The 22011-nt window shown below is 31.1% G+C and carries 22 protein-coding genes; 5 read left to right on the top strand and 17 right to left on the bottom strand.

The features are described from left to right. Positions 1-258 precede the first annotated feature (258 nt). The gene (locus HNP99_RS13415; protein WP_173853892.1) at positions 259-1155 is read left to right on the top strand and encodes a 3-hydroxyacyl-CoA dehydrogenase; all 897 of its coding nucleotides are present in this window, start codon (positions 259-261) and stop codon (positions 1153-1155) included. A gap of 85 nt (positions 1156-1240) precedes the next feature. Here the strand turns inward: HNP99_RS13415 and HNP99_RS13410 are convergent, their stop codons facing one another. From HNP99_RS13410 to HNP99_RS13345, 14 genes are all read right to left on the bottom strand, one after another. Further along, positions 1241-1600, bottom strand: a complete 360-nt coding sequence (locus tag HNP99_RS13410) for a hypothetical protein (RefSeq protein ID WP_173853891.1) — start codon at positions 1598-1600, stop codon at positions 1241-1243. A gap of 54 nt (positions 1601-1654) precedes the next feature. Further along, positions 1655-2062, bottom strand: a complete 408-nt coding sequence (locus HNP99_RS13405; protein WP_173853890.1) for a hypothetical protein — start codon at positions 2060-2062, stop codon at positions 1655-1657. A gap of 64 nt (positions 2063-2126) precedes the next feature. Beyond that, positions 2127-2897: a sigma-70 family RNA polymerase sigma factor gene (locus HNP99_RS13400; RefSeq protein WP_173853889.1), complete on the bottom strand. Its 771-nt coding sequence runs from the start codon at positions 2895-2897 to the stop codon at positions 2127-2129. Positions 2898-3416: 519 nt separating this feature from the next. Continuing rightward, positions 3417-4487 carry a response regulator gene (locus tag HNP99_RS13395; protein ID WP_173853888.1) on the bottom strand — a complete coding sequence of 357 codons (1071 nt, stop codon included), beginning with the start codon at positions 4485-4487 and terminating at the stop codon, positions 3417-3419. Next, positions 4480-6510, bottom strand: coding sequence for a PAS domain-containing sensor histidine kinase (locus tag HNP99_RS13390; protein ID WP_173853887.1), 2031 nt, complete (start codon positions 6508-6510; stop codon positions 4480-4482). The genes HNP99_RS13395 and HNP99_RS13390 overlap by 8 nt, the downstream gene beginning before the upstream one ends. Then, positions 6503-7489, bottom strand: coding sequence for a mechanosensitive ion channel family protein (locus HNP99_RS13385; RefSeq protein ID WP_173853886.1), 987 nt, complete (start codon positions 7487-7489; stop codon positions 6503-6505). Before HNP99_RS13385 ends, HNP99_RS13390 begins: the two co-directional genes overlap by 8 nt. A gap of 220 nt (positions 7490-7709) precedes the next feature. Next, positions 7710-8087 carry a hypothetical protein gene (locus HNP99_RS13380; RefSeq protein WP_173853885.1) on the bottom strand — a complete coding sequence of 126 codons (378 nt, stop codon included), beginning with the start codon at positions 8085-8087 and terminating at the stop codon, positions 7710-7712. A 244-nt stretch (positions 8088-8331) separates the two neighbouring features. Then, positions 8332-8592 carry a hypothetical protein gene (locus tag HNP99_RS13375; RefSeq protein ID WP_051224306.1) on the bottom strand — a complete coding sequence of 87 codons (261 nt, stop codon included), beginning with the start codon at positions 8590-8592 and terminating at the stop codon, positions 8332-8334. A 150-nt stretch (positions 8593-8742) separates the two neighbouring features. Then, a complete protein-coding gene (locus HNP99_RS13370) occupies positions 8743-9234 on the bottom strand; it encodes a hypothetical protein (protein ID WP_173853884.1) in 492 nt (163 codons plus the stop codon). 26 nt (positions 9235-9260) lie between these two features. After that, a complete protein-coding gene (locus HNP99_RS13365; RefSeq protein ID WP_173853883.1) occupies positions 9261-10214 on the bottom strand; it encodes an MlaD family protein in 954 nt (317 codons plus the stop codon). Positions 10215-10237: 23 nt separating this feature from the next. After that, complete coding sequence (locus HNP99_RS13360; protein WP_026977625.1) at positions 10238-10972, bottom strand: ABC transporter ATP-binding protein; 735 nt, start codon at positions 10970-10972, stop codon at positions 10238-10240. 3 nt (positions 10973-10975) lie between these two features. Further along, positions 10976-11734, bottom strand: a complete 759-nt coding sequence (locus HNP99_RS13355; RefSeq protein ID WP_173853882.1) for an MlaE family ABC transporter permease — start codon at positions 11732-11734, stop codon at positions 10976-10978. Between the two features lie 465 nt (positions 11735-12199). Then, positions 12200-12511: a hypothetical protein gene (locus HNP99_RS13350; protein ID WP_173853881.1), complete on the bottom strand. Its 312-nt coding sequence runs from the start codon at positions 12509-12511 to the stop codon at positions 12200-12202. Positions 12512-12629: 118 nt separating this feature from the next. Then, positions 12630-13079: a hypothetical protein gene (locus HNP99_RS13345; protein WP_173853880.1), complete on the bottom strand. Its 450-nt coding sequence runs from the start codon at positions 13077-13079 to the stop codon at positions 12630-12632. 303 nt (positions 13080-13382) lie between these two features. Between HNP99_RS13345 and HNP99_RS13340 the strand changes: the two genes are divergently transcribed. Both HNP99_RS13340 and HNP99_RS13335 read left to right on the top strand, forming a co-directional pair. Then, entirely contained in the window at positions 13383-14570 is a 1188-nt protein-coding gene (locus HNP99_RS13340) for a PAS domain-containing sensor histidine kinase (RefSeq protein WP_173853879.1), read from the top strand. Beyond that, the gene (locus HNP99_RS13335) at positions 14567-15619 is read left to right on the top strand and encodes a response regulator (RefSeq protein ID WP_173853878.1); all 1053 of its coding nucleotides are present in this window, start codon (positions 14567-14569) and stop codon (positions 15617-15619) included. The genes HNP99_RS13340 and HNP99_RS13335 overlap by 4 nt, the downstream gene beginning before the upstream one ends. 449 nt (positions 15620-16068) lie before the next feature. Here HNP99_RS13335 and HNP99_RS13330 read toward each other — a convergent pair whose 3' ends face one another. Together HNP99_RS13330 and HNP99_RS13325 are read right to left on the bottom strand one after the other, a co-directional pair. Further along, positions 16069-16755 carry an SRPBCC family protein gene (locus HNP99_RS13330; protein ID WP_173853877.1) on the bottom strand — a complete coding sequence of 229 codons (687 nt, stop codon included), beginning with the start codon at positions 16753-16755 and terminating at the stop codon, positions 16069-16071. 41 nt (positions 16756-16796) lie between these two features. Next, complete coding sequence (locus tag HNP99_RS13325; RefSeq protein WP_173853876.1) at positions 16797-17048, bottom strand: hypothetical protein; 252 nt, start codon at positions 17046-17048, stop codon at positions 16797-16799. Between the two features lie 527 nt (positions 17049-17575). On the opposite strand from HNP99_RS13325, the gene HNP99_RS13320 reads away from it, so the two are divergent. Both HNP99_RS13320 and HNP99_RS13315 read left to right on the top strand, forming a co-directional pair. After that, positions 17576-19966, top strand: coding sequence for a glycosyltransferase (locus tag HNP99_RS13320; RefSeq protein ID WP_173853875.1), 2391 nt, complete (start codon positions 17576-17578; stop codon positions 19964-19966). 63 nt (positions 19967-20029) lie between these two features. Then, positions 20030-21061 (top strand): glycoside hydrolase family 130 protein, encoded by a 1032-nt coding sequence (locus HNP99_RS13315; protein ID WP_173853874.1) that lies wholly within the window; start codon positions 20030-20032, stop codon positions 21059-21061. Between the two features lie 93 nt (positions 21062-21154). Here the strand turns inward: HNP99_RS13315 and HNP99_RS13310 are convergent, their stop codons facing one another. After that, complete coding sequence (locus HNP99_RS13310; protein WP_173853873.1) at positions 21155-21673, bottom strand: DUF421 domain-containing protein; 519 nt, start codon at positions 21671-21673, stop codon at positions 21155-21157. Positions 21674-22011 lie beyond the last annotated feature (338 nt).

The raw sequence follows: 22011 nt of genomic DNA, 5'->3' as shown, positions 1-22011 counted from the left end.
ATCAAAAGATAACGAAGAATTATTTACAATTGTTTTCTTATTAAAAGCCCTAATTCTATTGACAGATTAGGGCTTTTTTTTCACTGACTTAGATCATTTTATAATTATCTTTAAATTGCTAATTTTGAAGTAATCTTATTTTATTTGAGAAAAAATAGTAAGATGTATGACAAAATTATACTGCATCAAACTTGAATTTCAATAAATAGATAAGGCAATATTTTGGCTAAAACAGAATAACAATTTAAATATTATAAAATGAACTATAAAAATATTACCGTAGCAGGAAGTGGTGTTTTAGGATACCAAATTGCTTTTCAAACCGCATTTCATGGGTTTAATGTGACCGTTTATGACATAAATGATGCTGTATTAGAAAAAGCTAAAGCAAAATTCAAAGACTTGAGTGAATCCTATAAAAAAGATTTGAAGGCAACGCAAGAACAGTTGGATGCCACCTTTAAAAACCTGAGTTATAATGCTGATTTAGGAGCAGCAGTTGCAAATGCCGACTTGCTGATTGAAGCGGTTCCAGAAAATCCAGCGATTAAAATTGATTTTTACCATAAATTAGCCAAAGTTGCTCCCGAAAAAACAATTTTTGCGACCAACTCATCAACGCTTTTACCAAGTGATTTTGCAGATGCTACAGGAAGACCAGCAAAGTTTTTGGCGTTACATTTTGCAAACACAATTTGGATTCACAACACAGCCGAAATCATGGGCCATGCAGGAACTGATCCTACTGTTTTTAAAGATGTAGTGCTTTTTGCTAAGGCTATTGGTATGCTCGCTTTGCCAGTACTTAAAGAACAACCTGGATACATTCTTAACTCTTTATTAGTACCTTTATTAAGTGCTGCGACTAACTTGTTAGTGAACGAAGTTGCTGATGTGGAGACGATAGATAAAACATGGATAAAAGCAACTGGTGCGCCAGTAGGGCCTTTTGGAATTTTAGATGTTATAGGCATTACAACGGCGTATAATGTTAATGTAATTGCAGCAGAGAAAACGGAAGATGCGTTAAAAATAAAAACGGTAAAATACTTAAAAGAGCATTTTATTGATAAAAATAAATTAGGTGTTGCTACAGGTGAGGGGTTTTATAAATACCCTAATCCAGCATATGAAAATCCTGATTTTTTGAAGTAGGTTTATTTAATTTAAGCTTACTAATTCAAGTAAAAAAAGAGGATAAACAGATTTAATGCTGTTTATCCTCTTTTGATTTAAAGAGTTAGGAACGTTTTTTAAGGTATCCTTTTAAAATATCTATTTGAAAAGCACCAACAGTAGATAAATTGGAATCGGCGTTCATTAGTACCAAACCATAACCTAAATCAGACAGTTTGCAATCTTGAATTATTTCGTTATTGATGCCGCTATAAATGGGCATAAAATGTTTTTCAACTTCAATTCCTGAAACATTTGCGACTTTGATAGCTGTTGTAAATGCATTAGCAATTTGATCTGGCGATAATCCCTTATCTAATAAATCACTAGCCAAATGTTTCATGTTTTTAGCATTGTAAAAATGCATGAAATTTTGAATATTGTCATTTACTTTGTATTTTTTCTTGTATAGTAATAGTTGCATGGCTTGTAGTTTCTAAATTAATAAAGAAATATGCTTGTTATTTACTTTTTAAAATTATAGTCCTTTTTCATAATCAAATAACATTTTTTTGAATTTGACAAAATCTTTAGTAAAAGTGTTCATTCTTAGAAGAATTTGTTGATGTTTTTCTCTGTAATCATTATCGGATAATCCCTTGTCACCTTTTTCAATTTTGGATAATAATTTTTCGTGTTCAATAATACTTTGTTCTAAGTCTTGAAATAAATCATTGTAAATAGTATCAATATTGTTTAATATCTTTTGATAGTTAGAATTACTTTTTTCAGCAGTTGATTTTTTCTTTAATACTACATTAAAAAATGTGATTTCGTCTTTCCATAAATTAATGTGGTCTAACCATTCTTTACTTTCAAAGTGTAAAACGTCTAATCCTGCACCAAGTAAGAACTGTGCTTTTGGATTTAAAATAGCTGTGCTCATAATTGTTTGTTTTAATTTATTTTAATAGTGCTAATGCTAAGAATTTTTAATTAATAAAGTTATATTAATCAATAGCAAATCTTTTAAGGAAACTTGCTTGTAATGCTTGTTTAGCGTCATTTAAAAGTTGGGAAACTTCTTCTAGGGTATTGTTTCTAATTTTGGCAATTTCTTCTAATTCTAGTTGTTCAATAGTGAACAATTCAAATACATTGCGCATGGAATAAGGCAAATTGTAGAGTACCATTTGAATGTGATTTTGAATTTCTTCGGCACTTAATTCTTTGTCTATTTTTTCGATCAACGCTTTTTGATTGTCTTCTATAAAAACATGATTTAAAGTATAGTCGTTATGGTTGTATGAAATGTCATCAAGTTCTTCTATCATCAAGAGATGTCCATCTCCATCAGTGCTAAAATTTTCTTGCATAGCATCCCATTCTGGTTTAGAATAATCATCAATGTTTTTAAAGAAAAATTCATCAAACTCTTCTTCTACAGTAATATCGTCTAGAAGTTCATTCGTTTTCTTAAACAACCAGAGATAAAAATCCTTCTCTTGTTTTACCTCATCAATGTGATCATAGATTTCGATAAAAAGTTGGTCAATAATATCGTCAGCTTTGATTTTATTTTTGGGAAAATGCCCTTTTTTAATTGCAATATTGAGTTGCCCGTTTACATACTTTTTTATTTCAGGCATAATTTTTAACACCAATACATTAAAAGAAGGTTTATCGTCATCTTTTTTTAGTTTAATAAGATCCTGATACGTATTACTAACGAATAAACGGAACTCTTTTTTATTTTGGTAATATGAAATTTTTGTTTGCATGAGTGATTACTTTAATAAGTTTATTGTAAAGATAGGTACTTGATTTTTTTTCTAAAATGACGCAGGTCAGTCTGTTAAAATTGATTAGGTTGTTCACTTAAATTTTAACTGTAAAATAGGAGCATTATCTTAAGATAAGATGATTTCAAGAAAAAGTTCTTTAGAAACAAGAGCTTAAAAATAATATAAAACTGATGTAGGTCATTTAGAAGATGGCAAACAGTTACTATTTTTGTGGTATAAAAAAAGAAAATTGTTGTTTAAAATATAGATTTTCACTGTGGTAATGAAAGTCTTGAAAGTATTAGAAGTTGTTTGTGCAGGGTGTTTTTTAAAATTAGCAATTGGTTGTTAATAATTAAAAATACAATTATAAAGTAGGACTAATACTTTCAAAGGAACTAAGACAATTTAGTCTTAGTTCCTTTTTAAATACAATTAGGTTGCCCAAAGTAGGACTATAATATGAAAATGTTGATTTGTAATTCTGGATTAATGTTATAAGTAGTAAAGAAAATATTAATGATTTTTAGCAACTTGTTTTAGTTTATTTTTATTTAATAAAACTAGCCTTCTATTAGTTTCAACACCTATTAATCCTTCGTTTTTAAATTCAGTTAACATTCTAATAGCAGTTTCTGTTGCAGTACCTATAAGTCCCGCAAAATCATCTCTAGGAATGCTTATTCCAGTATGATTTTCATCCTTAATCATTCCCTTTTTGTCTAATTCTAAAAGCACTTTAGCAGTACGTTGTCGTACAGTTGCAAAAGCCATATCGACCAATTGCTCTTGGAGTTCGATAATATTATTAGAAATCATACCAAAAAATTTATTAGATACTTCTTTATTGCCATAGAGCAGTTGTGTAAAATCATGTTTCGGAATTGCCAGAACCTCCGCGTCTTCTAAAACACTAGCAGTTTCGGCGTAAGTACCTGCACTAGCAAGAAGAGATAGTTGCCCTATAAAATCTCCAGGGCCATACAATGCAATAACAAATTCCTTTCCTGATTCAGTTGTTCTATAGGTTTTTACATTACCACTTTGAATAAAGTACAATTGATGCGCAGCACTTCCTTCGGTAAAAATATTTTCTTTGTTTTTATATTTTTTAATGCTTCGATTTTTAGATAAATCTTCAAGATTTAAATATGTTGAAGCCTCATTAAGAAACTCATTAAAACCGTGAATACTTTTAGAATATTCTTTTTCTAAAAATTTCTTTTTCTTGATGCGACATGCTATTGCTCCTAATAAATCTTCCTCTTCAAATGGTTTGATTAGATAATCGTCTACACCTAAATTCATCCCTTTTCTGATGTCTGCTTGTCCAGATTTAGCGGTGAGAAATATAAACGGAATACTAGCGGTTATCGTATTGTTCGTTAAAGCATCATATACACCATACCCATCTATTTCAGGCATCATAATATCACATATAATAATATCAGGAATATGCTCTAGGGCTTTTTGAATACCAATTTTACCGTTTTCGGCGGTAATAACAACGTAGTTTTCTAGCTCAAGAATTTCAGCAGTATTTTCTCGTACGTCCTGATTGTCTTCAATTATAAGTATTTTACTCATTTTTTTTAGTATCTAATGGAAATTCAATATAAAAAGTAGCGCCTTCTTTTAATTCACTTTTAAAAGTAATAGTACCACCCATTAATTCAGTATACTGTTTCACAATATTGAGACCTAAACCAGTTCCTTGAATATTTGATGCGTTATTAGCGCGATAAAACCTTTGAAACATATTGTTTTGATCTTCGATAGGAATACCTATTCCTTCATCAATTATTTCAATGTTTACATGCTCATTATTACTTTTTATTTTGATAATTATTTCTTTATTTTCTTCTGAATATTTTATAGCATTAGAAACAAGATTATAAATGATATGCTTGATTAATTTTAAATCTAAAAAAGCTTCAATTATTGAATTTTCAGACTGTAGCCTTATAATTTGTCCCTTTTTTTTGATGTCCTCTAATTCTTCGAGTAATGATTTTGTGAATGCAACCAAATCGAATAATACAGGCTGAGCAATTATTTTTCCTTCTTGTAGTTTGCTCAGGGATAGAAAATCATTTAGAATTACGACCAAATTCTTTACATTCGATCTTATTTTAGACACATAATTTATTCTTTTAGCTTCTTTTCCAACACCATTTTGTTTTTCGATTAAAATAGCCGAAGATAAAATGGCGCTCAACGGAGTCCTAAATTCGTGGGAAGCCATAGAAATAAAACGCGATTTTAACTCGCTCAATTCTTGTTCTTTTTTTAAGGTATTAAACATTTCAAATTCAGCCTTCTTTTGTAAAGTGATATTATTATAAACTAATAAAACTTGTTCTATAGTATTATTATCATTGTACAATGGGGTGGTATTAACTAGGTAGTGATTGTCTCTAAATTCGATTTCATAGGAGAGATGTTCCCCTTCAAGCGTTTTTACTATTTTTTCTCTGGAGATTTTCTTTATTTCATCTGAGACACCAACAACATCGCCAAGTACGGTTTTGTTCTCTACCAAATTTTCAAAACCCAATGCTATAACCTCTTCCCCTTCGACAAATACAATCCTCAATTTAGAATCAACAACGGCAATAAATCCTTTAGGGAAATTATGAGAAACATTATCTAGCAATTGCTTGCTGTTTAAGGCTTTTCTTTCGGCCTCTTTGGTGACATGAATTTGGTTATTGAGATTTACATTTAATTTGGTCAATTTTTGAACTATCGCATTCAGCTCAGTAGTGCGTTCTGTTACTTTTTCTTTTAATTCTATGGTGTAATTCCGTAAATTTTCTTCACTATCTTTTAGCTGTTCTTCGGCTTTTTTTTGCTTAGTAATATCTTGAATAGTACCATACATTTCTTTTGTATTACTATTCGCATCAGATACAATTTTCCCTTTGGTTAAAACATTTCTTAAAGAACCATCGGGTCTAATAATTGTTTTCTCGTATTGATAATCTGTTTGATTTTCAATAGCAAGAGCTACTATTTTTAAAGTATTTTCTCTGTCATCTGGATGAATAAAATTACTTAAAGTGTCTTTGTTGAGTCGTACATCACCAGGTTCAAGACCGTAAATTCTATAGAACTCGTTTGACCAGCTTCGTTCATTTGTTTGTAAGTTCCAGTACCAGTTACCTACATGTGCAATTTGCTGTGCTTCAGCCATTCGGCTTTCACTAACGATTAAGGCATGTTTTGCAGCCATACGCTCTGTAACATCAATAATAAAAGCAATTACTACTTTTTTATTATCTATTTCTGTAGGGCTCAAGCTTATTTCTAATTGAAATTGAGAACCATCTTTTTTTAATCCCCATAAATCCAAATCATGTCCCATACGTCTTGCCTTGGGTTTTGAATTATAGTTAGCTCTATGAGAATGGTGGTTGTTTTTAAAGCGAGAAGGAATGAGATTCTCTACATCTTGATGAATTAATTCTTGTGAACTGTAACCAAACATTTGCTCACCAGCTGGATTTGCTTTAATTATTAATCCCTTGTCATCAATGACTAAAATTCCTTCCACAGAGGAGTGAAAAATATTTTTAAAAAGTAGGTTGTCTTTGGCACTATCACTCATTTTTACTTTTTTTAAATTCGTCTACTTGTCTTAATTTTGGTAAAGAATCAGGATAATTTTCTTGTATAAAACCTATGAGTTGTTCTCTCATTTGACAGCGTAAGGTCCAAACATCTGAGGCGTTTTTAGCACTAAACGTACAACGCAATTCCATTGCTCGATCATCGCTTTTAGTAACTAATAGTTCCCCAACTTTTTTATCCCATAGCAGGTTGTCATTTAAAAGTGCTATTAGTTTTGTTCTCAGTTTAGCAACAGGAAAAGTATAATCTACAGAAATAAAAACACTACCAATTAATTCTCTAGAACTAAAAGTCCAATTTACAAATGAGTTGTCACTAAAAAAATTAAGAGGAACAACGAGTCGCCTCCAATCCCAAGTTTTGATCACAACATAGGTAAGTGTGATATCTTCGACAGTACCAAACTCCCCTTGAATAACAACTTCATCATCAATTTTTATAGGCTGAGTAAAGGCTATTTGAAAACCCGTAATAAGATTGGCAATTGATTTTTGGGCGGCAACACCCGCAATGATACCAATTACACCTGCCGAAGTTAGTATGGTTGTACCTAATTTTCTTGCTGCAGGAATATTCCATAAAACAACAGCAATGGCAATAGTGATAATAATGATAATTGAAAAACTCTTCATGAAGCGCAGTTGCGTCAAGACTTTTCTTTCTTTGGCTTGATGGAAGCCATCAACAGTAAATTTTTGTTGTACAATTTCTTCGGCTGCATTCAATAATGCAATCAATATCCATGAGAAGTTGATAATGATTAAACTTTCAACGATTGTTTGCCAGTAAGATGCTAATCCAATAATACTAAAAGAGCTGTAGATAAATAGAAATGGTAACAGGAATTTAGCTGGTTTTTTTAAATGCTTGAGTAATTGTGCTTTTAAAACGGTTGGTTTCTTAGTGTTAGAAAATGTAAGAAGCCAAAATAACCCCCACCTTAGTAATAACCCCAATAAAATACAGCCTAAAATTACTATGCTATAAGTAATAATGGGCTTAAGAGAAAAAGAATTTATAATTTGGTTTAAATTCATAAAGCATAACAAAAATAAAGTAATGTTTAAACCTAAAAAATGACATTGGTCATCTTTTCTATTTATTTCAAAAAACCTCCAAAATCAATTGAGATTGGAGGTTTTTGTTTTTTTAATACTATTTTAAACTAGTATTTCTCTATTTTTTAAAATGATTTCTCACAAAAGCATCTTTTTCATTATCAGTCATTTTATCGGCTGGTTCTACATCGATTTGAATACCCTTAAAATGTAAATCTTTGTTCAAGAAATTATGTAGTTCTGTTTTTGCATTGGTAGGACCAAATAACAGGACCTGATTGTAATTTAAAATCGCTTTGGCAATTTCTTTGTAATAGGCCTCGTGCATTTGCTGACGCTTGTTGTGCATTCCTTTTTCGCTGTCACTTAAAGCTGCTTCTTTAGTCTCAAAAGTAAAGTTAGAAACGATCGTATGGGTGTTTTCTTTATCATGTAAATCAATTAAATATGCTTTTTCATGATCCATCCAAATGCCTAAGTTTTTATATAGTTCCATTTTATTTTTTATTAATTAATAATAGGGTAGTGGTACAGTTTGTTTTTTTATACTGTTATCAGGTTGATTGCTTGCTAAATGCTGATTTCATAAACAACTGTTTTTGGCTGTTGCCAAAGCATTTTTCTTAAAATTGAAAATTCAAGAATTACATTAGAGTATAAAACAAAGATTCTGTTTTGTACTGCTATGATGCATCCTCGATTATCAAGCTACAATGATGCTAAGGTCTACTAATGCTTTATTAAAGAACTGCACCTTCAAGAATGGGTTCGTTTTTCAGGATTTCTTTTTTTAACTCCTTTTTGACTTTCTTGACTTTTTTAGCACTCTTTTTTTTAATCTTGGTAATGGTTCCTTTAGTCTCCTTATTGATTTTTTTTGCTAATTTTTTAGCTGCCGAATCAATTTTCTTTATTATTTTCTTAGTGCCAGCCTTTGCTAGAATTGCATTAGTAAGAGCGGCAGAAATTTCGCCCGTCATTTTTTTAGATTTTGCTTTCATGATATTATTTTTAGTTTGTAATTATCAGGATTATTTTGAGATAAGACTTAATTGATAATAAAAGCTAATTTCCAACTTTATAACGAACAACGAAATGACCTAGATCAGTTATAAAATTGATTTAAAACAGCTTAGCTAGAAAATTGAAAACTATTGCTTAGCAGGTACATCAGGTAAGTTCATCTCGTTTATGTGGATATCTACCTTTTTCCATGTTGATTTATCTAAGGTAGTTGTATCTACAGCGGTTGTCCAATCTATAAGTGGTACGACTTTAAAGCGTTCTACTACGCGTTCTCTATACCCAAAAGCAAACCTACTGGCTTTCAGTTGAAATTCAATTGTTTTGTTTCCGTTTTGAATATTTTTATAAATAACTGTCTGTGTTTTCCAATCTCCTTCCCAAGTAAAAAAAGCCTTTCCTAAAGTGATGCCTCCAATAATTAAAAAAGTGATTAATATTGATTTATCAGTTCGTAATTTACCAAACAAGTGGCCTATAATTATTACAATTGTTGCTCCAGCTATAAAAAGCACAATAAAGTGTAAAATGGAACTATTAATATAGAGCGATGTATAACGGTTAAGCAATACTAATGCTGCTGTTACAATAAAAAGAATGTAAATTAGGATGTGTTTCATGTTGTTTTATTTTTAATAAAGAAGTTTTATTTATTTGATTTTGCGTCCTCAATTTTCTTTTTTTCTTTTTCTTGTTTTCTAAAAAAGCCTCTTAAAAGAAAATTATGCTTCGCTGCTTCTTCTAATTCGTTTAATTTTTTGGTACCAGTTTGTAAGTTAGTCATGGTAGAATCTAATGATTTTGCTAATTTTGTATCGGTTAATAATTTAGAAACAATTCCATTTCCGTTATTAAGTGTAGCAGTGAAAGTATTAATATCAGCGGTGCTTTTTTCTAAACCAGACAAGGATTTCTTGATGCTATTGGTATAGTACGGGTCGGTCATGAGCTTAGAAAATGTTCCGTTCTTGTCGTTCATTTTTTTTGTAAAAAGAACAAATTGATCTGATCCTTCTTCGAGATTGGTTACGGATTTTTCGACACTTTTTGCTAGTTGTGGATCTGTCAAAATCTTTGATAACATGCCTTCGCCATTATTGATTTTATAACTAAATTCAGATAACTCTTTTGTAATAACCTCAGCGTTATCAATACTTTTTTTAAGTCCTGACATCAAATCCTGTAGTTCAACTTCTTCTACTGACGCAATATAGCTATCGTTTTCAACCACTCTGTCTGACTTATTTCCTGGAGAAATAGTAACCACTTTGTCTCCCATCAACCCATCAGAACCAATACTCGCTAATGCATCCGTTTTAATATATTGTTGCACTTCATTTTTGATAACCATAACGACCACAACAGAAGAGTCAGATATAAATTCGATTTCCTTAATAGAACCTATATTTATACCTGAGAGTAGCACGTTGTTATCTACCTTAAGACCGCTTACATTTTTAAATTTTGTTTTCAAGTGAAATGTAGAACCAAAAAGGTTTTGGCTGCTGCCAATAAAATATAAAGTCGCAAAAAAGACTAGGAGTCCTATAATGACGAACATTCCTAATTTCCAGATATAGTTTGAATTTCTTTTCTTCATAGTGGTAATTTTATTACTGTTTTTTAATTAAAAAAGGAACGTACCCAGTCATCAGCACTGTTTTCTAATTCTTCATAGGAACCTTCAGTATGAATTACGCCATCTTTCAAAATCATAATGCGATTCCCTGTCATTTTTGCGCAAGCAATATCATGCGTAATGATGATGGAAGTAGTCTTGTATTTTTTTTGTACAGATAAGATTAATTCGTCAATTTCTCTTGCTGTTATTGTATCCAGTCCCGCAGTAGGCTCATCATATAAAATGATTTCAGGCTTTATAATGAGGGTTCTTGCTAGACCTATTCGTTTCACCATTCCGCCAGATAATTCAGATGGCATGCTATCAATAGCTTCTTCTAAGCCTACGTTTTCAAGTACTTCTAAAATTTGTGCATCTACTTCTTCATTTTTAAGATGAGGAGTGTGGTGTTTTAATGTAAAAGCCAAGTTATCTCTCACCGACATGGAGTCATATAAGGCGCCACTTTGAAAGAGGAATCCAATGCGTAACCGAATTGCATTTAGTTCTTTATAGTTCATTTTAGCAATATCATTCCCAAAAATGTTTAACTCTCCCTCATCAGCATCAATGAGTCCAACTAGGCATTTAATGGTAACTGATTTCCCAGAACCGGAGCGACCGAGTATCACTAGATCTTCTCCCTTATTTACGGTAAGATTAATGCCTCTCAAGACTTTGTTTTTACCAAATGACTTGTGGAGGTTTTTAATTACTATGACAGGTTCTTTTTGCATCTCTTAGAAAAATAAATCAGTTATTTGAACGGCAAGCATATCGATAATAAAAATGATAAGCGATGATAAAACCACGGCCGAATTTGCTGCCATACCTACGCTAGCAGTTCCTTTTTTAGCATTGAAACCTTTATAGCAACCTATTAGTCCAATAAAGAATCCAAAAAAGAATGTTTTTATCGTAGCCGGTAATAAATCCAAAAAATCAAGGTGTTCAATAACTTCAGAAAAGTAGCGGAACAGTCCCAAACTCCCGTGTACATTGTAACCAATGTAACCACCAAAAATCCCAATAAAATCAGCATAGAATACTAAAATTGGGATCATAATAGTTGTTGCAAGTATGCGTGTGTTGACTAAATATTTATAAGGGTTTATAGCCGAAACTTCCATAGCATCTATTTGTTCAGATACTTTCATAGAACCAAGTTCAGCACCAATTCCTGAAGCTATTTTCCCAGCACAAATAAGCGCTGTAATTACGGGTGCAATTTCTCTAATTAACGATAACGAAACCATACTGGGTAACCAAGATTCGGCTCCAAATTTGGTCATAGTAGGTCTAGACTGAATAGTAAGCACTAATCCCATTATAAATCCTGTAATGGAAACTAAAGGCAATGACTTAAAACCAATTGCATAGCACTGACGAATAAATTCATTACTATAAAACGGTCGTGTAAATATTTCCCGAAAGAACCTTCCAGCAAACATAGAGAGTTTGCCCGCTTCATAGAAATTTTTTTTGAGGTAGGCTATCATTATTTTAAGTATTGATTTTTATAAAATACAAAGCGGCTTTTTTTTTAGAATACTACGTTTTTTTATAAAAATGCATTCCAGTTAGGACCTTTAAAGCAGACTTAAAAGGTAAAATTTCTTCTCTTGACCGGATGCATTTATTTGTTATTTAGTATCAAGCTATTGCAGTATTATGTAGTAAAAGTACTTTACTGGTAGACGCTATAAAATGACTTAGGTCATGTCATTTTGTGATGGCAGTCACGTTTTAAAATCATATAATTTTGATTTTTACAATTAGATTTTAATACCGCTTTAATATTACTGTAAGTAATGTTATTTTACAGAAGAGGATGTGAATAACGGTGATAAATTAAATAGCGATTTTAGAATAAAAGTAAAAGAAACCTTTTAAAAAATTAGCTATTGAATTTTGCTACAAACCAATTTATAGGCAGTAGTAAGTATTATATTTTTTTGGTTTTGTTATTTATGCATTTCATTTACAGCACGCATGAAATCAGCAGTTGCTTTATCAGCAGTGGTTCCGTAACCATCTACTAAGGTTCCTTTTTCATTATCATCAGTTTCAATTGCATACATAATAGCACTATCGTCTTGACTTGACGCTCCTTCAAAGCGATAAAAATGTACTATTTTTATTTGCTTAGGCATATACTTTTTATTTGTTTTAAGCGAAGTTAATATTTCTCCATTTACTTCAAATTGAGATGTAAATCCTAACTTTTCTACATCGGCTAATACTGTTATTAAACTATCCATTTTTATTTTTCCCATGATTAATTAATTTTGCTAAGTGTGAAAAAGAGATCACAATTCTTGATTATTTTTTCAAAGTTGAGAAAATACTTTGAAATTGAAAATGACCTTCGTCATTTAATAACATGCTTTGGCATTAAACTGAAAGAAAGAAAGTATCCCTATTAAATTGTCCTAATTCAAATTGCCCATTCATATTCATGGCATTCTTAATGATTTTATTTAATTTAATAATATCGTTTGATTTTTTAATATAAATATTGGCTCCAGCCATAAAAATGTCTTCATCACAAAATGCTGCTGTTGAATCATAAACAACAATAGAAAGGTCTTTGTTTTTTAAATCTTTCCTTATCGTTATGATTTCGTTAATGCACTTACGGACATTTTCATTCAAGTAGAAAAATAGAATAGGAGTAACCATATTAGGAACCTCCTTTAAATGCTGAAGGCATAATTCTATATTTTGGTATAACGATATGGGGTTTTGTGACCCAAGATTACTTAAAGCTGACTGAAAAACATTTATTACTTTAGCATCGTCCTTTATAAGAAGCATGCATAATGGTAGAGACTTATATGACATCGAAATATATTTTGAATTATAGTAACAAAGAAGCAACAAAAGAAAGTAATTGTAAATGATGGTAAGCACTATAAAGTATGATTTACATCACTTTGTTATAGTTAAAAGCCGTATTTTAATTAATTTAAATGTTTCAAGTAAAGAATCCTTCATTGAATTGAAAGAAATTACTGCAATTATTTCTTTTTGTGTTAAAATAATGGCTATGTGTGAATTGTGTAACGGTAACGAGTTGCAAATTGATTTACTGTTTTTAAATAGTCGTTCTTTATCCAGATCATCCTAATTTGATCGATTTATTAGATGAATAACGCCGCACTTTTATATGCTCTTGTACAAAATGCTTTGGATGGGATCATCACTATTGACGAAAAAGGGATTATTGAATCGATTAATCCGGCTGGTTGTATTTTATTTAATTACCTCGAAGAAGAAGTTATAGGTCAGAATATCTCGATGCTAATGCCATCTGATGATAGTAAAAGACACGATAATTATTTAGAAACGTATAAAAACACTAGAAAACCAAGTATAATAGGCACAGGTAGGGAATTAATTGGGTTGCGTAAAGGCGGAGAACGATTTCCTATGAAGCTGGGAGTTAGTGAGGTACAATTTTCTGGAAAAACGATGTATGCTGGATTTATTCATGATCTCTCTAAACAGAAAATGGATGAAGAACGTTTTAAAAACTATGCCGCTGAACTTGAAGAATTGGTTGAAGTAAGAACAAAGTCACTTAATGATACGATTGATGCCTTAGAAAAGGCCAAAGAGAACGTGAGTATTTCTTTAGTAAAGGAAAAAGAACTTAGTAGATTGAAAAATAGATTTCTCTCGATGGCTTCTCATGAGTTTAGGACACCACTTAGTACGGTACAGTTATCTGCCTCATTAATTGAAAAATATGCCGAATCATTTCAAAGTGAGCCTATTAATAAACACGTGAATAAAATTAAAAATTCTGTGATGAATTTAACCGCTATATTGAATGACTTTCTTTATGTTGAAAAATTAGAGGTAGGGAAGATGGTGGTCAGTGTCACTAGTTTTGACTTAGTGAAGTTTAGTAAAGAATTAACCGAAGAAATGCAACTTTTGGCGAAAGCCAGTCAAAATATTAATTATAAGCATATAGGAGATCAAACGATGGTATCTCTAGATGCAAATTTATTAAAGAACTGTGCTATTAATTTGATTACAAATGCTATAAAATATTCGGGTGATATATGCTGTATTGATTTTACAACTGAGATTAATAATTCGGAATGTATTCTATCAGTACATGATAACGGAATAGGTATTCCCATAGAAGAACAAAAATATTTATTTCAAGCCTTTTTTAGAGCACACAATACGGGCAGTATTCCAGGAACTGGTCTTGGATTAAATATTGTTAGTAGGTATGTATCTTTGATGAATGGTAAAGCAGAGTTTACAAGCAATAAACAGGACGGAACATTATTCACATTAAAATTTCCTATATCATGAGCAAAGTATTAATTATAGAAGATCATAATGACATTAGGGAAAACATCGTAGAGATTCTTACCTTGAGTGGCTACACAGTTTTTCAAGCCAATAATGGTAAAGTAGGTGTGGAGGCTGCTATTTTAAACTTGCCTGATATTATTTTATGTGATATTATGATGCCCGAGCTTGATGGTTATGGTGTTTTGTACTTGCTTAACAAAAATCCTGAAACAAGCACAATTCCTTTTATTTTCATTACAGCTAAATCAGAACGACCAGATTTAAGAAAAGCCATGGAAATGGGGGCTGATGATTACTTGACAAAGCCATTTGACGATATGGAACTTTTACAAGCGATAGAAAGCAGATTAAACAAAAAAAAATCAGAACAAGATTTTTATAAAGATGCTCTAGCAAGCAATGAAAAGGTAAATGGTCCTAAACAAGGCATAGGGGAACTGAAAAAATTAATAGAAGAGCATGTTCACAGACCTTTTAAGAAAAACCAAACCATTCATTACGAAGGTGATCGTGCAGTAGGGATTTATTTAGTAATCTCAGGAAAGGTAAAAACAGTAAAGATGGCTGAAGATGGCCGGGAACTTATGACTGGAATTTATCATAGTAATGATTTTTTAGGAATAAATACCATCCTTTGCCATGAAACATTTACTGATACTGCAACAGCTCTAGAAGATAGTGAACTGTGTTTTTTTCCAAAAGAAGAACTTGAAGAGCTATTAAAACGCTATCCAGACGTAGCTGAAAAATTTATTAAAATTCTATCTAATGAAATTCGTTCTAAGGATACCCATTTGCTATTATTAGCCTATCAATCTGTTCGAAAAAGAATAGCAGAATCATTAATTAAACTTTTTGAGTTAGAAGATGAGGTTCAGGGCAATAGTATTAAGGTAACAAGAGATGATCTTGCAGCTATGTCAGGAACAGCATCAGAAACGGTAAGTAGAACCTTAACAGAGTTTAGAAACGAAGGTTTGATTGAAAAAAAAGGAAGCCTCATCAAAATTTTAGATTATAATAAAATATGTAAAATGAAAAATTGATAATGCAATTATTAACCATTGAGTTTTTTATAAAACTGAATAAATTAGAGTTGCAACCAGGGTAATAATAAGGAGAACTCCAAAAAAAGGAATATAATAACCAGTAAAATCTATTTGTAATTTTCGATGCTGTTCCAACTGGCAATTTGCACTAATTAATAAGTGGGATTTGAATTTTGCTTTTATAAATTAAGGTTCCTAGTTAGCTATCTTAAAGAATAAATTTCATGTTTGGGTTTTATGATGCCAAATAAAATAATGAAAGATTGTGTTGAAACCGCATAAAAAGCCAATCGAAAACTTAATAATTTACGATTTGGAATCGTGCAAAGTTTTACAATAATAACAATAACTATAGACCAATATAGTCCATAGTTATCGATTACTGTTTATTCAATTATAAATTTTGTAACCAGTCTGGATTAAATAAAAGGTAGACTAGTAAAATATTACTTCATGTCTTTTAAATTTTCAATAAAAGATTTAAAATTATGAAGGTCTTTTTTAACTAAACTTTTGAAGTACGGATTTAAAAATTGTGCAGCCTTTTCGCCTGCGCTGCCTAGTGGTGCATGATAGGAAATAATGATATCCACATCAGTAGTATTTCCTTTTGGTGTAAAGGAAACTTTACCAGTATTCTCTACCGTAGCATTTTCAATAGATTGCCAACTAATTACAGTATCAGTTACCTCTCTTACAATTTCAGCTTTCCAAGTTAATGAACCTAATCCAGCTGGGCCTTTAGCAGTCCATTCAGATAAATTATGATCGATAATCTTTACACTCTCCAAGTGATTCATAAATTTAGGGAGATTTTCAATATTTCTCCAGAAAGCATATACTTCACCCACAGGCTTATTAATAGTTTCTTTTAATCGAATAGTAATATTTGAAGAGGAATCTTCTTTAATATGCTCAATCGCACTGTAAACAGGGCAGTAGCCTGTTAGTCCTCTTAACAACATTCCGCTTGCCGCAGTTGTTTTAGTAATGTTCTTTTTCTTGTTAGATAAGGCTTTATATAATAGGTAACTTCCTGCAGCGACCATTAATATACGCTCTAATTTAGGAACGTTTGCTTTTATAAGAGATTCATTTTTGTCTAACTTGTTTTTACTTATTGCTTTACTCATGATGTTTGTTTTTGTTGAAGTTTTCTTTTATTAGATTAAATTTAATCAGCCAACACCTCTTTTTTACGAGAGATTTCAGTCATTTTATAGTACAAACCAATAGACAATACAGGAACTGAAAGTGCTTCTACAAACGAAGCCGCTTTAGCTTTTCCAGCATGTTTTAATCCGCTGGACAGTAACCATGCTACTGCACCTGCACCTAATAAATAATTTGCAGGAACTTCAGAAAGTGCCTTATCGAGATTTTCCTTTAAGTTTTCTAAACTTTCCATGTTGATTAAATTTTCCATTTTTTATAATTTATGTTTGTAATAGTATCATTTTTAGGATCAATTTTTTATTTGGCGTAGTAAAAGCCAATTAATTATTGATAACCCAAAAATACAACTGTCTTACTATAGAATATTTATACAATTATAGTTCTGTTTTATAAAATTATATCCTTAGTATGATAATCTTTGAGAATAAAGTGATTGAATTTTGAGAGACATTAACGTAACATTATTGACTTATTATACTATTTTTTTAAACAAATAAATAGGTTTAAAACTTATTTTAGGTTCTTTAATTTGATGTTTTATGTAGCTTATGTCTGTAAAATAATTAGTAACAAACAGCTAGCATTCCTTACGAAATATCAAATTCAAAAGTACAATTTTTTAAAGAGGGATACTATTGTAATATAATACGGTAAGTATTGACAGTCATAAGGTTAAATATTATAATAAATACCAAAAATAGTATAAATATAAGTGTCGATTTTAGGCTTAAATTTGGATTAAACAAACAAATATAAATCGACAAACAAATAATAGGGATGAAAACTTTAACAACTAAATCAAAAATAGTATTTCTTTCGACTTATCCACCTACACAATGTGGCATTGCAACTTTTACGGAAGATACAGTTAACGCAATTAATAAAGCGTATGGAAAAAGCATCAATTGCGAAATTTGCGAAGTAACTTTTAAAGGAGAAGCCGCTCCTGATTCTGCTTACCATTTACCATCAAAAGACAAAGCTGCATATACTACTGTAGCTAAAGAAATTAATAAAGACCCTGCCGTTAAACTCGTGCACATTCAGCACGAATTTGGATTATTTGGTGGTCAATATGGAGATTATCTTTTAGACTTTTTAGATACAATTAAAAAGCCAATTGCTTATACTTTTCACAGTGTGATTCCCAATCCTGATGAAAAACTAAAAGCAATTGTACAATTGTTATGCAGTTATTCTCAAGCTATTTTTGTCATGACTAACAAGTCTAAAAAAATCTTGATGGAAGATTATGGAATTCCGCTAGAGCATATCGCCTTTGTCCCACACGGCACCCACTTAGTTAGTTACGAAAATACGGATAAAGCAAAGAAGAAGCTAGATTTACAAGACAGATTAATTCTTTCCACTTTTGGATTATTAGGAGAAGGGAAAAGTATAGAAACAGGATTAAAAGCCTTGCCTAAAATTGTCGAGAAATTTCCGAATGTATTGTATTTAGTACTAGGAAAAACACATCCCAATACCATTGTTGATAATTTAGACGTTTATAGAAACTCATTAGAAGCAATTGTTACGGAGCTAAATTTAGAAAATAATGTGCGCTTTGTAAATGAATATTTAGAGGTAGACCAACTCCTAGATTACTTAAAGGCCACGGATGTATATTTATTTACTTCTAAAGACCCCAATCAAGCGGTCAGTGGTACTTTCTCCTATGCAATGAGTTGTTCTTGTCCTATTGTTGCGAGTAAGATTCCGCATACTTTAGAGAGCTTAACAGCTGACATAGGCATTTTAGCAGATATTCAAAACGAAGATCAATTTGCAATAGCAACATTAAAATTATTAGGTGATGCTAATTTAAGAGCGCACATGGCATTGAATGCTTACGCAAAAACGACGCAAACTTCTTGGGAAAATACGGCTATAAAACACATAAAAACCTATCAAAAGATTGCTAAAGATTTGGTAAAAACTAAAATCACCTATCCTGAAATTAAAATGGATCATCTAAAAGCGATGACTACAAATAGAGGTATGATTCAATTTTGTAAAATATCTGAACCAGACTTGGATTCAGGTTATACGCTAGATGATAACGCTAGAGCATTAATTACAATGTGTAAACATTACCAATTAACTGAAGATCAATCAGACATTAGCTATATGAAAACGTATGTTGATTTTATCCAAAGATGCCAACTTTCGGATGGAAATTTCATTAACTATGTAGACCAACACAATCAAATCGAAGCAAGAAACAAAAATGAAAATTTAGAGGATTCTAACGGAAGAGCCATTTGGTCCTTAGGATATTTATTATCATTGAATGAAACAATACTTCCAGCTTCACTTAGGGATAAAGCAAATGGATGTATCGATAAAGCATTGTCTTGTGCAAAAAATCTTCATTCGCCTCGAGCTATTGGCTTTACAATAAAAGGATTGTCTTATCTTTATAGTGTGATGCCTTCCTCTATAGTTGCTCAAATAATTGATGATTTGGCACAAAAAATTAAAGTAATTTATACAGGCTCATATTCTAAAAATTGGAATTGGTTTGAGGATAAACTTACCTATGCTAACAGTATTTTGCCTGAAGCATTATTACTATCTTATTTGGTAACAGGAAAAGAGACTACTAAAACAATTGCATTAGATTCTATGAATTTTTTAATTTCTAAAATGTTTGTTGATGGACAATTTAAAATAATCAGCAATAAAGGCTGGCATAAAAAAGGAGTTGTACCACATCAATATGGAGAACAACCTATTGAGGCATGTTACATGATGCACGCTTTGGATTTATTCTACAAGACTTTTGGTGATGAAGTCTATAAAAAAAACATGAAAATGGCATTTGACTGGTTTTTAGGAAACAATCATTTAAATCACATTATGTACAACCCAATTACAGGAGGTTGTTATGATGGTCTTGAAGAAGAAAATGTCAATTTAAATCAAGGTGCTGAGTCTACGGTTTGTTACTTATCTGCACGTCTTTTAATAGAAACTTATACGTCAAGAGGCAAGATCATACAGCTTCCAAAAATTAAGGAACATACAACTGAAAAATCTTCTTATCTATTATTAAGTGACCATACAGTTACAGCAAATAGGGCAGAGGAACATTCGATAAAAAGCAAAAGTTATATTTTGAACACTAATAAAATGATGCGCTCTAATAAAGTAAAGAAAGCTTAAATCAATTGGTTTTTTTGGTTTAAAAAAATAGATTCGTTTTAATTATACTAAATAGCAAGTAAAATGATTACAGTTAAAAAAGAAGGCGTTATTCTCAAGGAAACCAAATTAGAGTTTGAAAATGATGGTGTACTGAATCCTGCAATTTTACAGGATGGAAATACGGTTCATATTTTTTATCGCGCGGTAAGACGAGGCAATTATTCCACTATTGGTTATGCCAAACTAGAGGGGCCACTTAATGTTATTGATCGAAAGCAAGAACCCTTAATTATACCTTCTACCGAAGATGAAGTTCACGGTATTGAAGATCCAAGAATTGTTGAGATAGAAAATACGTTTTACATGACCTACACGGCTTATGATGGCGTAAATGCGCTAGGTTGTTATGCTACTTCTATTGATTTAATTAAATTTGAAAAACACGGAATTATGGTACCGCAATTAAATTACCATGAATTTAACCGATTAACACAATGCAATGGCCATCTAAACGATAAATACAACCGATTTAATGTTCACGATGATGATAAAAATGAACGCGATAGAAAAACGTTTCTTTCAGATAAAAACGTTGTTTTTTTTCCAAGATTAATCAATGGTAAATTCACTTTTTTACACCGTATTAGACCCGATATTCAAATAGCTTCCGTAGCAAATTTAAAAGACTTGAATAAAGATTTCTGGACACAATATTTGCTACACTTCAAAGAGCATATTTTAATGACATCTGTATACGATCATGAAATAAGTTATATTGGTGGTGGTTGCCCACCAATAGAAACAAAAGCAGGTTGGCTTTTAATTTATCACGGTGTACATGATTCGGCGCAAGGTTATGTCTATGCTGCATGTGCCGCTTTACTTGATCTTAATGATCCTACAAAAGAAATTGCTAGACTGCCTTATCCTTTATTTAAACCTGATTTAAAATGGGAATTATCAGGATATGTGAGCAATGTAGTTTTTCCAACAGGTACTTCATTGTTTGATGGTAGATTGTACATTTATTACGGAGCCGCTGATAAGCGTATAGCAGTTGCTTCAGTAGATTTTGAAGAATTAATTACAGAGTTATTACAATATAAAATTTAATGCACCTATTTTAACCGCAAAACTACTTTTAAAAAATAGTTTTGCGTTTTTTTAATTTTGTAATCAACATATTTTAATGTTTTCTATTCACTATTATGAATCCAATAGTGTTTTTATTGGTGGGGCTTCTACATCTTTAATATGGTCGATTACTGATAAACTACCATCTGTTTCTAGAACAATTGCAGCAGTCTCTTCTAATGCGCTATATCCTTTTTTTCTAATAATTGCCCATATTTCATCTTCATCAATTCTCTCGTCGAGCATATTTGTTTTTAGTAATTGCCCTTTATAAGCCATTAATGTAGGAGAAGATTTTACAAGCTTGCTTATTTTTTTATTCCGTGAAGAGAAATAGGTAATTAAATATTGAAAAAAAACCAACATTGCAAAAGCAAGTATTCCCTCTGAAAGGCTTACATCTTTACTTAGAATTACAGTGGCAAATATGGAACCTATGGCTATTGTAATAATCAAGTCAAAAGCATTCATTTTAGATAAAGTACGTTTTCCTGATATTCTTAATATTAAAATTAATGCTGGGTAAGCAATAATGGTAATAATTATAACACGGATAATGCTATACCAATTGCTGAAAAATATTTTATCCATTTCGTTACGTTTTAGTAGTATTTATAAAATAGTGTACGACTCTTTTAAAAAATTATTACTCTTATAAATTTATTTTATTAGCGCATATCGCAATGCTAATTTAATAAAAGGAATAATACTATACAATTAAGGAGCTGTAGGTTTGTGAATTTTGCTAAAATTCAGCTATTGTAGAGCACTAGTTATTGGGAATTTCTTTATGGTTTAAATTTTAATTAACAACATTATTTTGTTTTAATACTAATGAGAATTCTATAATAAGTAGTGAGAATAATGTAAAATGAATAATACTTTCTGTATTAATTTTAATATCAATAAAACACAGATAGATAAGGAGT

The sequence above is a fragment of the Flavobacterium gelidicaeli genome, assembly GCF_013294005.1.
Taxonomy (GTDB): Bacteria; Bacteroidota; Bacteroidia; order Flavobacteriales; family Flavobacteriaceae; genus Flavobacterium.
The sequence above is the reverse complement of the archived record's forward strand: the minus strand, read 5'-3'. Positions and strand labels throughout refer to the sequence as shown.

Coding starts and splice junctions, on each gene's coding strand:
- HNP99_RS13415 (WP_173853892.1), top strand. CDS start 259: ATGAACTATAAAAATATTACCGTAGCAGGAAGTGGTGTTTTAGGATAC.
- HNP99_RS13410 (WP_173853891.1), bottom strand. CDS start 1,600: ATGCAACTATTACTATACAAGAAAAAATACAAAGTAAATGACAATATT.
- HNP99_RS13405 (WP_173853890.1), bottom strand. CDS start 2,062: ATGAGCACAGCTATTTTAAATCCAAAAGCACAGTTCTTACTTGGTGCA.
- HNP99_RS13400 (WP_173853889.1), bottom strand. CDS start 2,897: ATGCAAACAAAAATTTCATATTACCAAAATAAAAAAGAGTTCCGTTTA.
- HNP99_RS13395 (WP_173853888.1), bottom strand. CDS start 4,487: ATGAGTAAAATACTTATAATTGAAGACAATCAGGACGTACGAGAAAAT.
- HNP99_RS13390 (WP_173853887.1), bottom strand. CDS start 6,510: ATGAGTGATAGTGCCAAAGACAACCTACTTTTTAAAAATATTTTTCAC.
- HNP99_RS13380 (WP_173853885.1), bottom strand. CDS start 8,087: ATGGAACTATATAAAAACTTAGGCATTTGGATGGATCATGAAAAAGCA.
- HNP99_RS13375 (WP_051224306.1), bottom strand. CDS start 8,592: ATGAAAGCAAAATCTAAAAAAATGACGGGCGAAATTTCTGCCGCTCTT.
- HNP99_RS13370 (WP_173853884.1), bottom strand. CDS start 9,234: ATGAAACACATCCTAATTTACATTCTTTTTATTGTAACAGCAGCATTA.
- HNP99_RS13365 (WP_173853883.1), bottom strand. CDS start 10,214: ATGAAGAAAAGAAATTCAAACTATATCTGGAAATTAGGAATGTTCGTC.
- HNP99_RS13360 (WP_026977625.1), bottom strand. CDS start 10,972: ATGCAAAAAGAACCTGTCATAGTAATTAAAAACCTCCACAAGTCATTT.
- HNP99_RS13355 (WP_173853882.1), bottom strand. CDS start 11,734: ATGATAGCCTACCTCAAAAAAAATTTCTATGAAGCGGGCAAACTCTCT.
- HNP99_RS13350 (WP_173853881.1), bottom strand. CDS start 12,511: ATGGGAAAAATAAAAATGGATAGTTTAATAACAGTATTAGCCGATGTA.
- HNP99_RS13345 (WP_173853880.1), bottom strand. CDS start 13,079: ATGTCATATAAGTCTCTACCATTATGCATGCTTCTTATAAAGGACGAT.
- HNP99_RS13340 (WP_173853879.1), top strand. CDS start 13,383: ATGAATAACGCCGCACTTTTATATGCTCTTGTACAAAATGCTTTGGAT.
- HNP99_RS13335 (WP_173853878.1), top strand. CDS start 14,567: ATGAGCAAAGTATTAATTATAGAAGATCATAATGACATTAGGGAAAAC.
- HNP99_RS13330 (WP_173853877.1), bottom strand. CDS start 16,755: ATGAGTAAAGCAATAAGTAAAAACAAGTTAGACAAAAATGAATCTCTT.
- HNP99_RS13325 (WP_173853876.1), bottom strand. CDS start 17,048: ATGGAAAATTTAATCAACATGGAAAGTTTAGAAAACTTAAAGGAAAAT.
- HNP99_RS13320 (WP_173853875.1), top strand. CDS start 17,576: ATGAAAACTTTAACAACTAAATCAAAAATAGTATTTCTTTCGACTTAT.
- HNP99_RS13315 (WP_173853874.1), top strand. CDS start 20,030: ATGATTACAGTTAAAAAAGAAGGCGTTATTCTCAAGGAAACCAAATTA.
- HNP99_RS13310 (WP_173853873.1), bottom strand. CDS start 21,673: ATGGATAAAATATTTTTCAGCAATTGGTATAGCATTATCCGTGTTATA.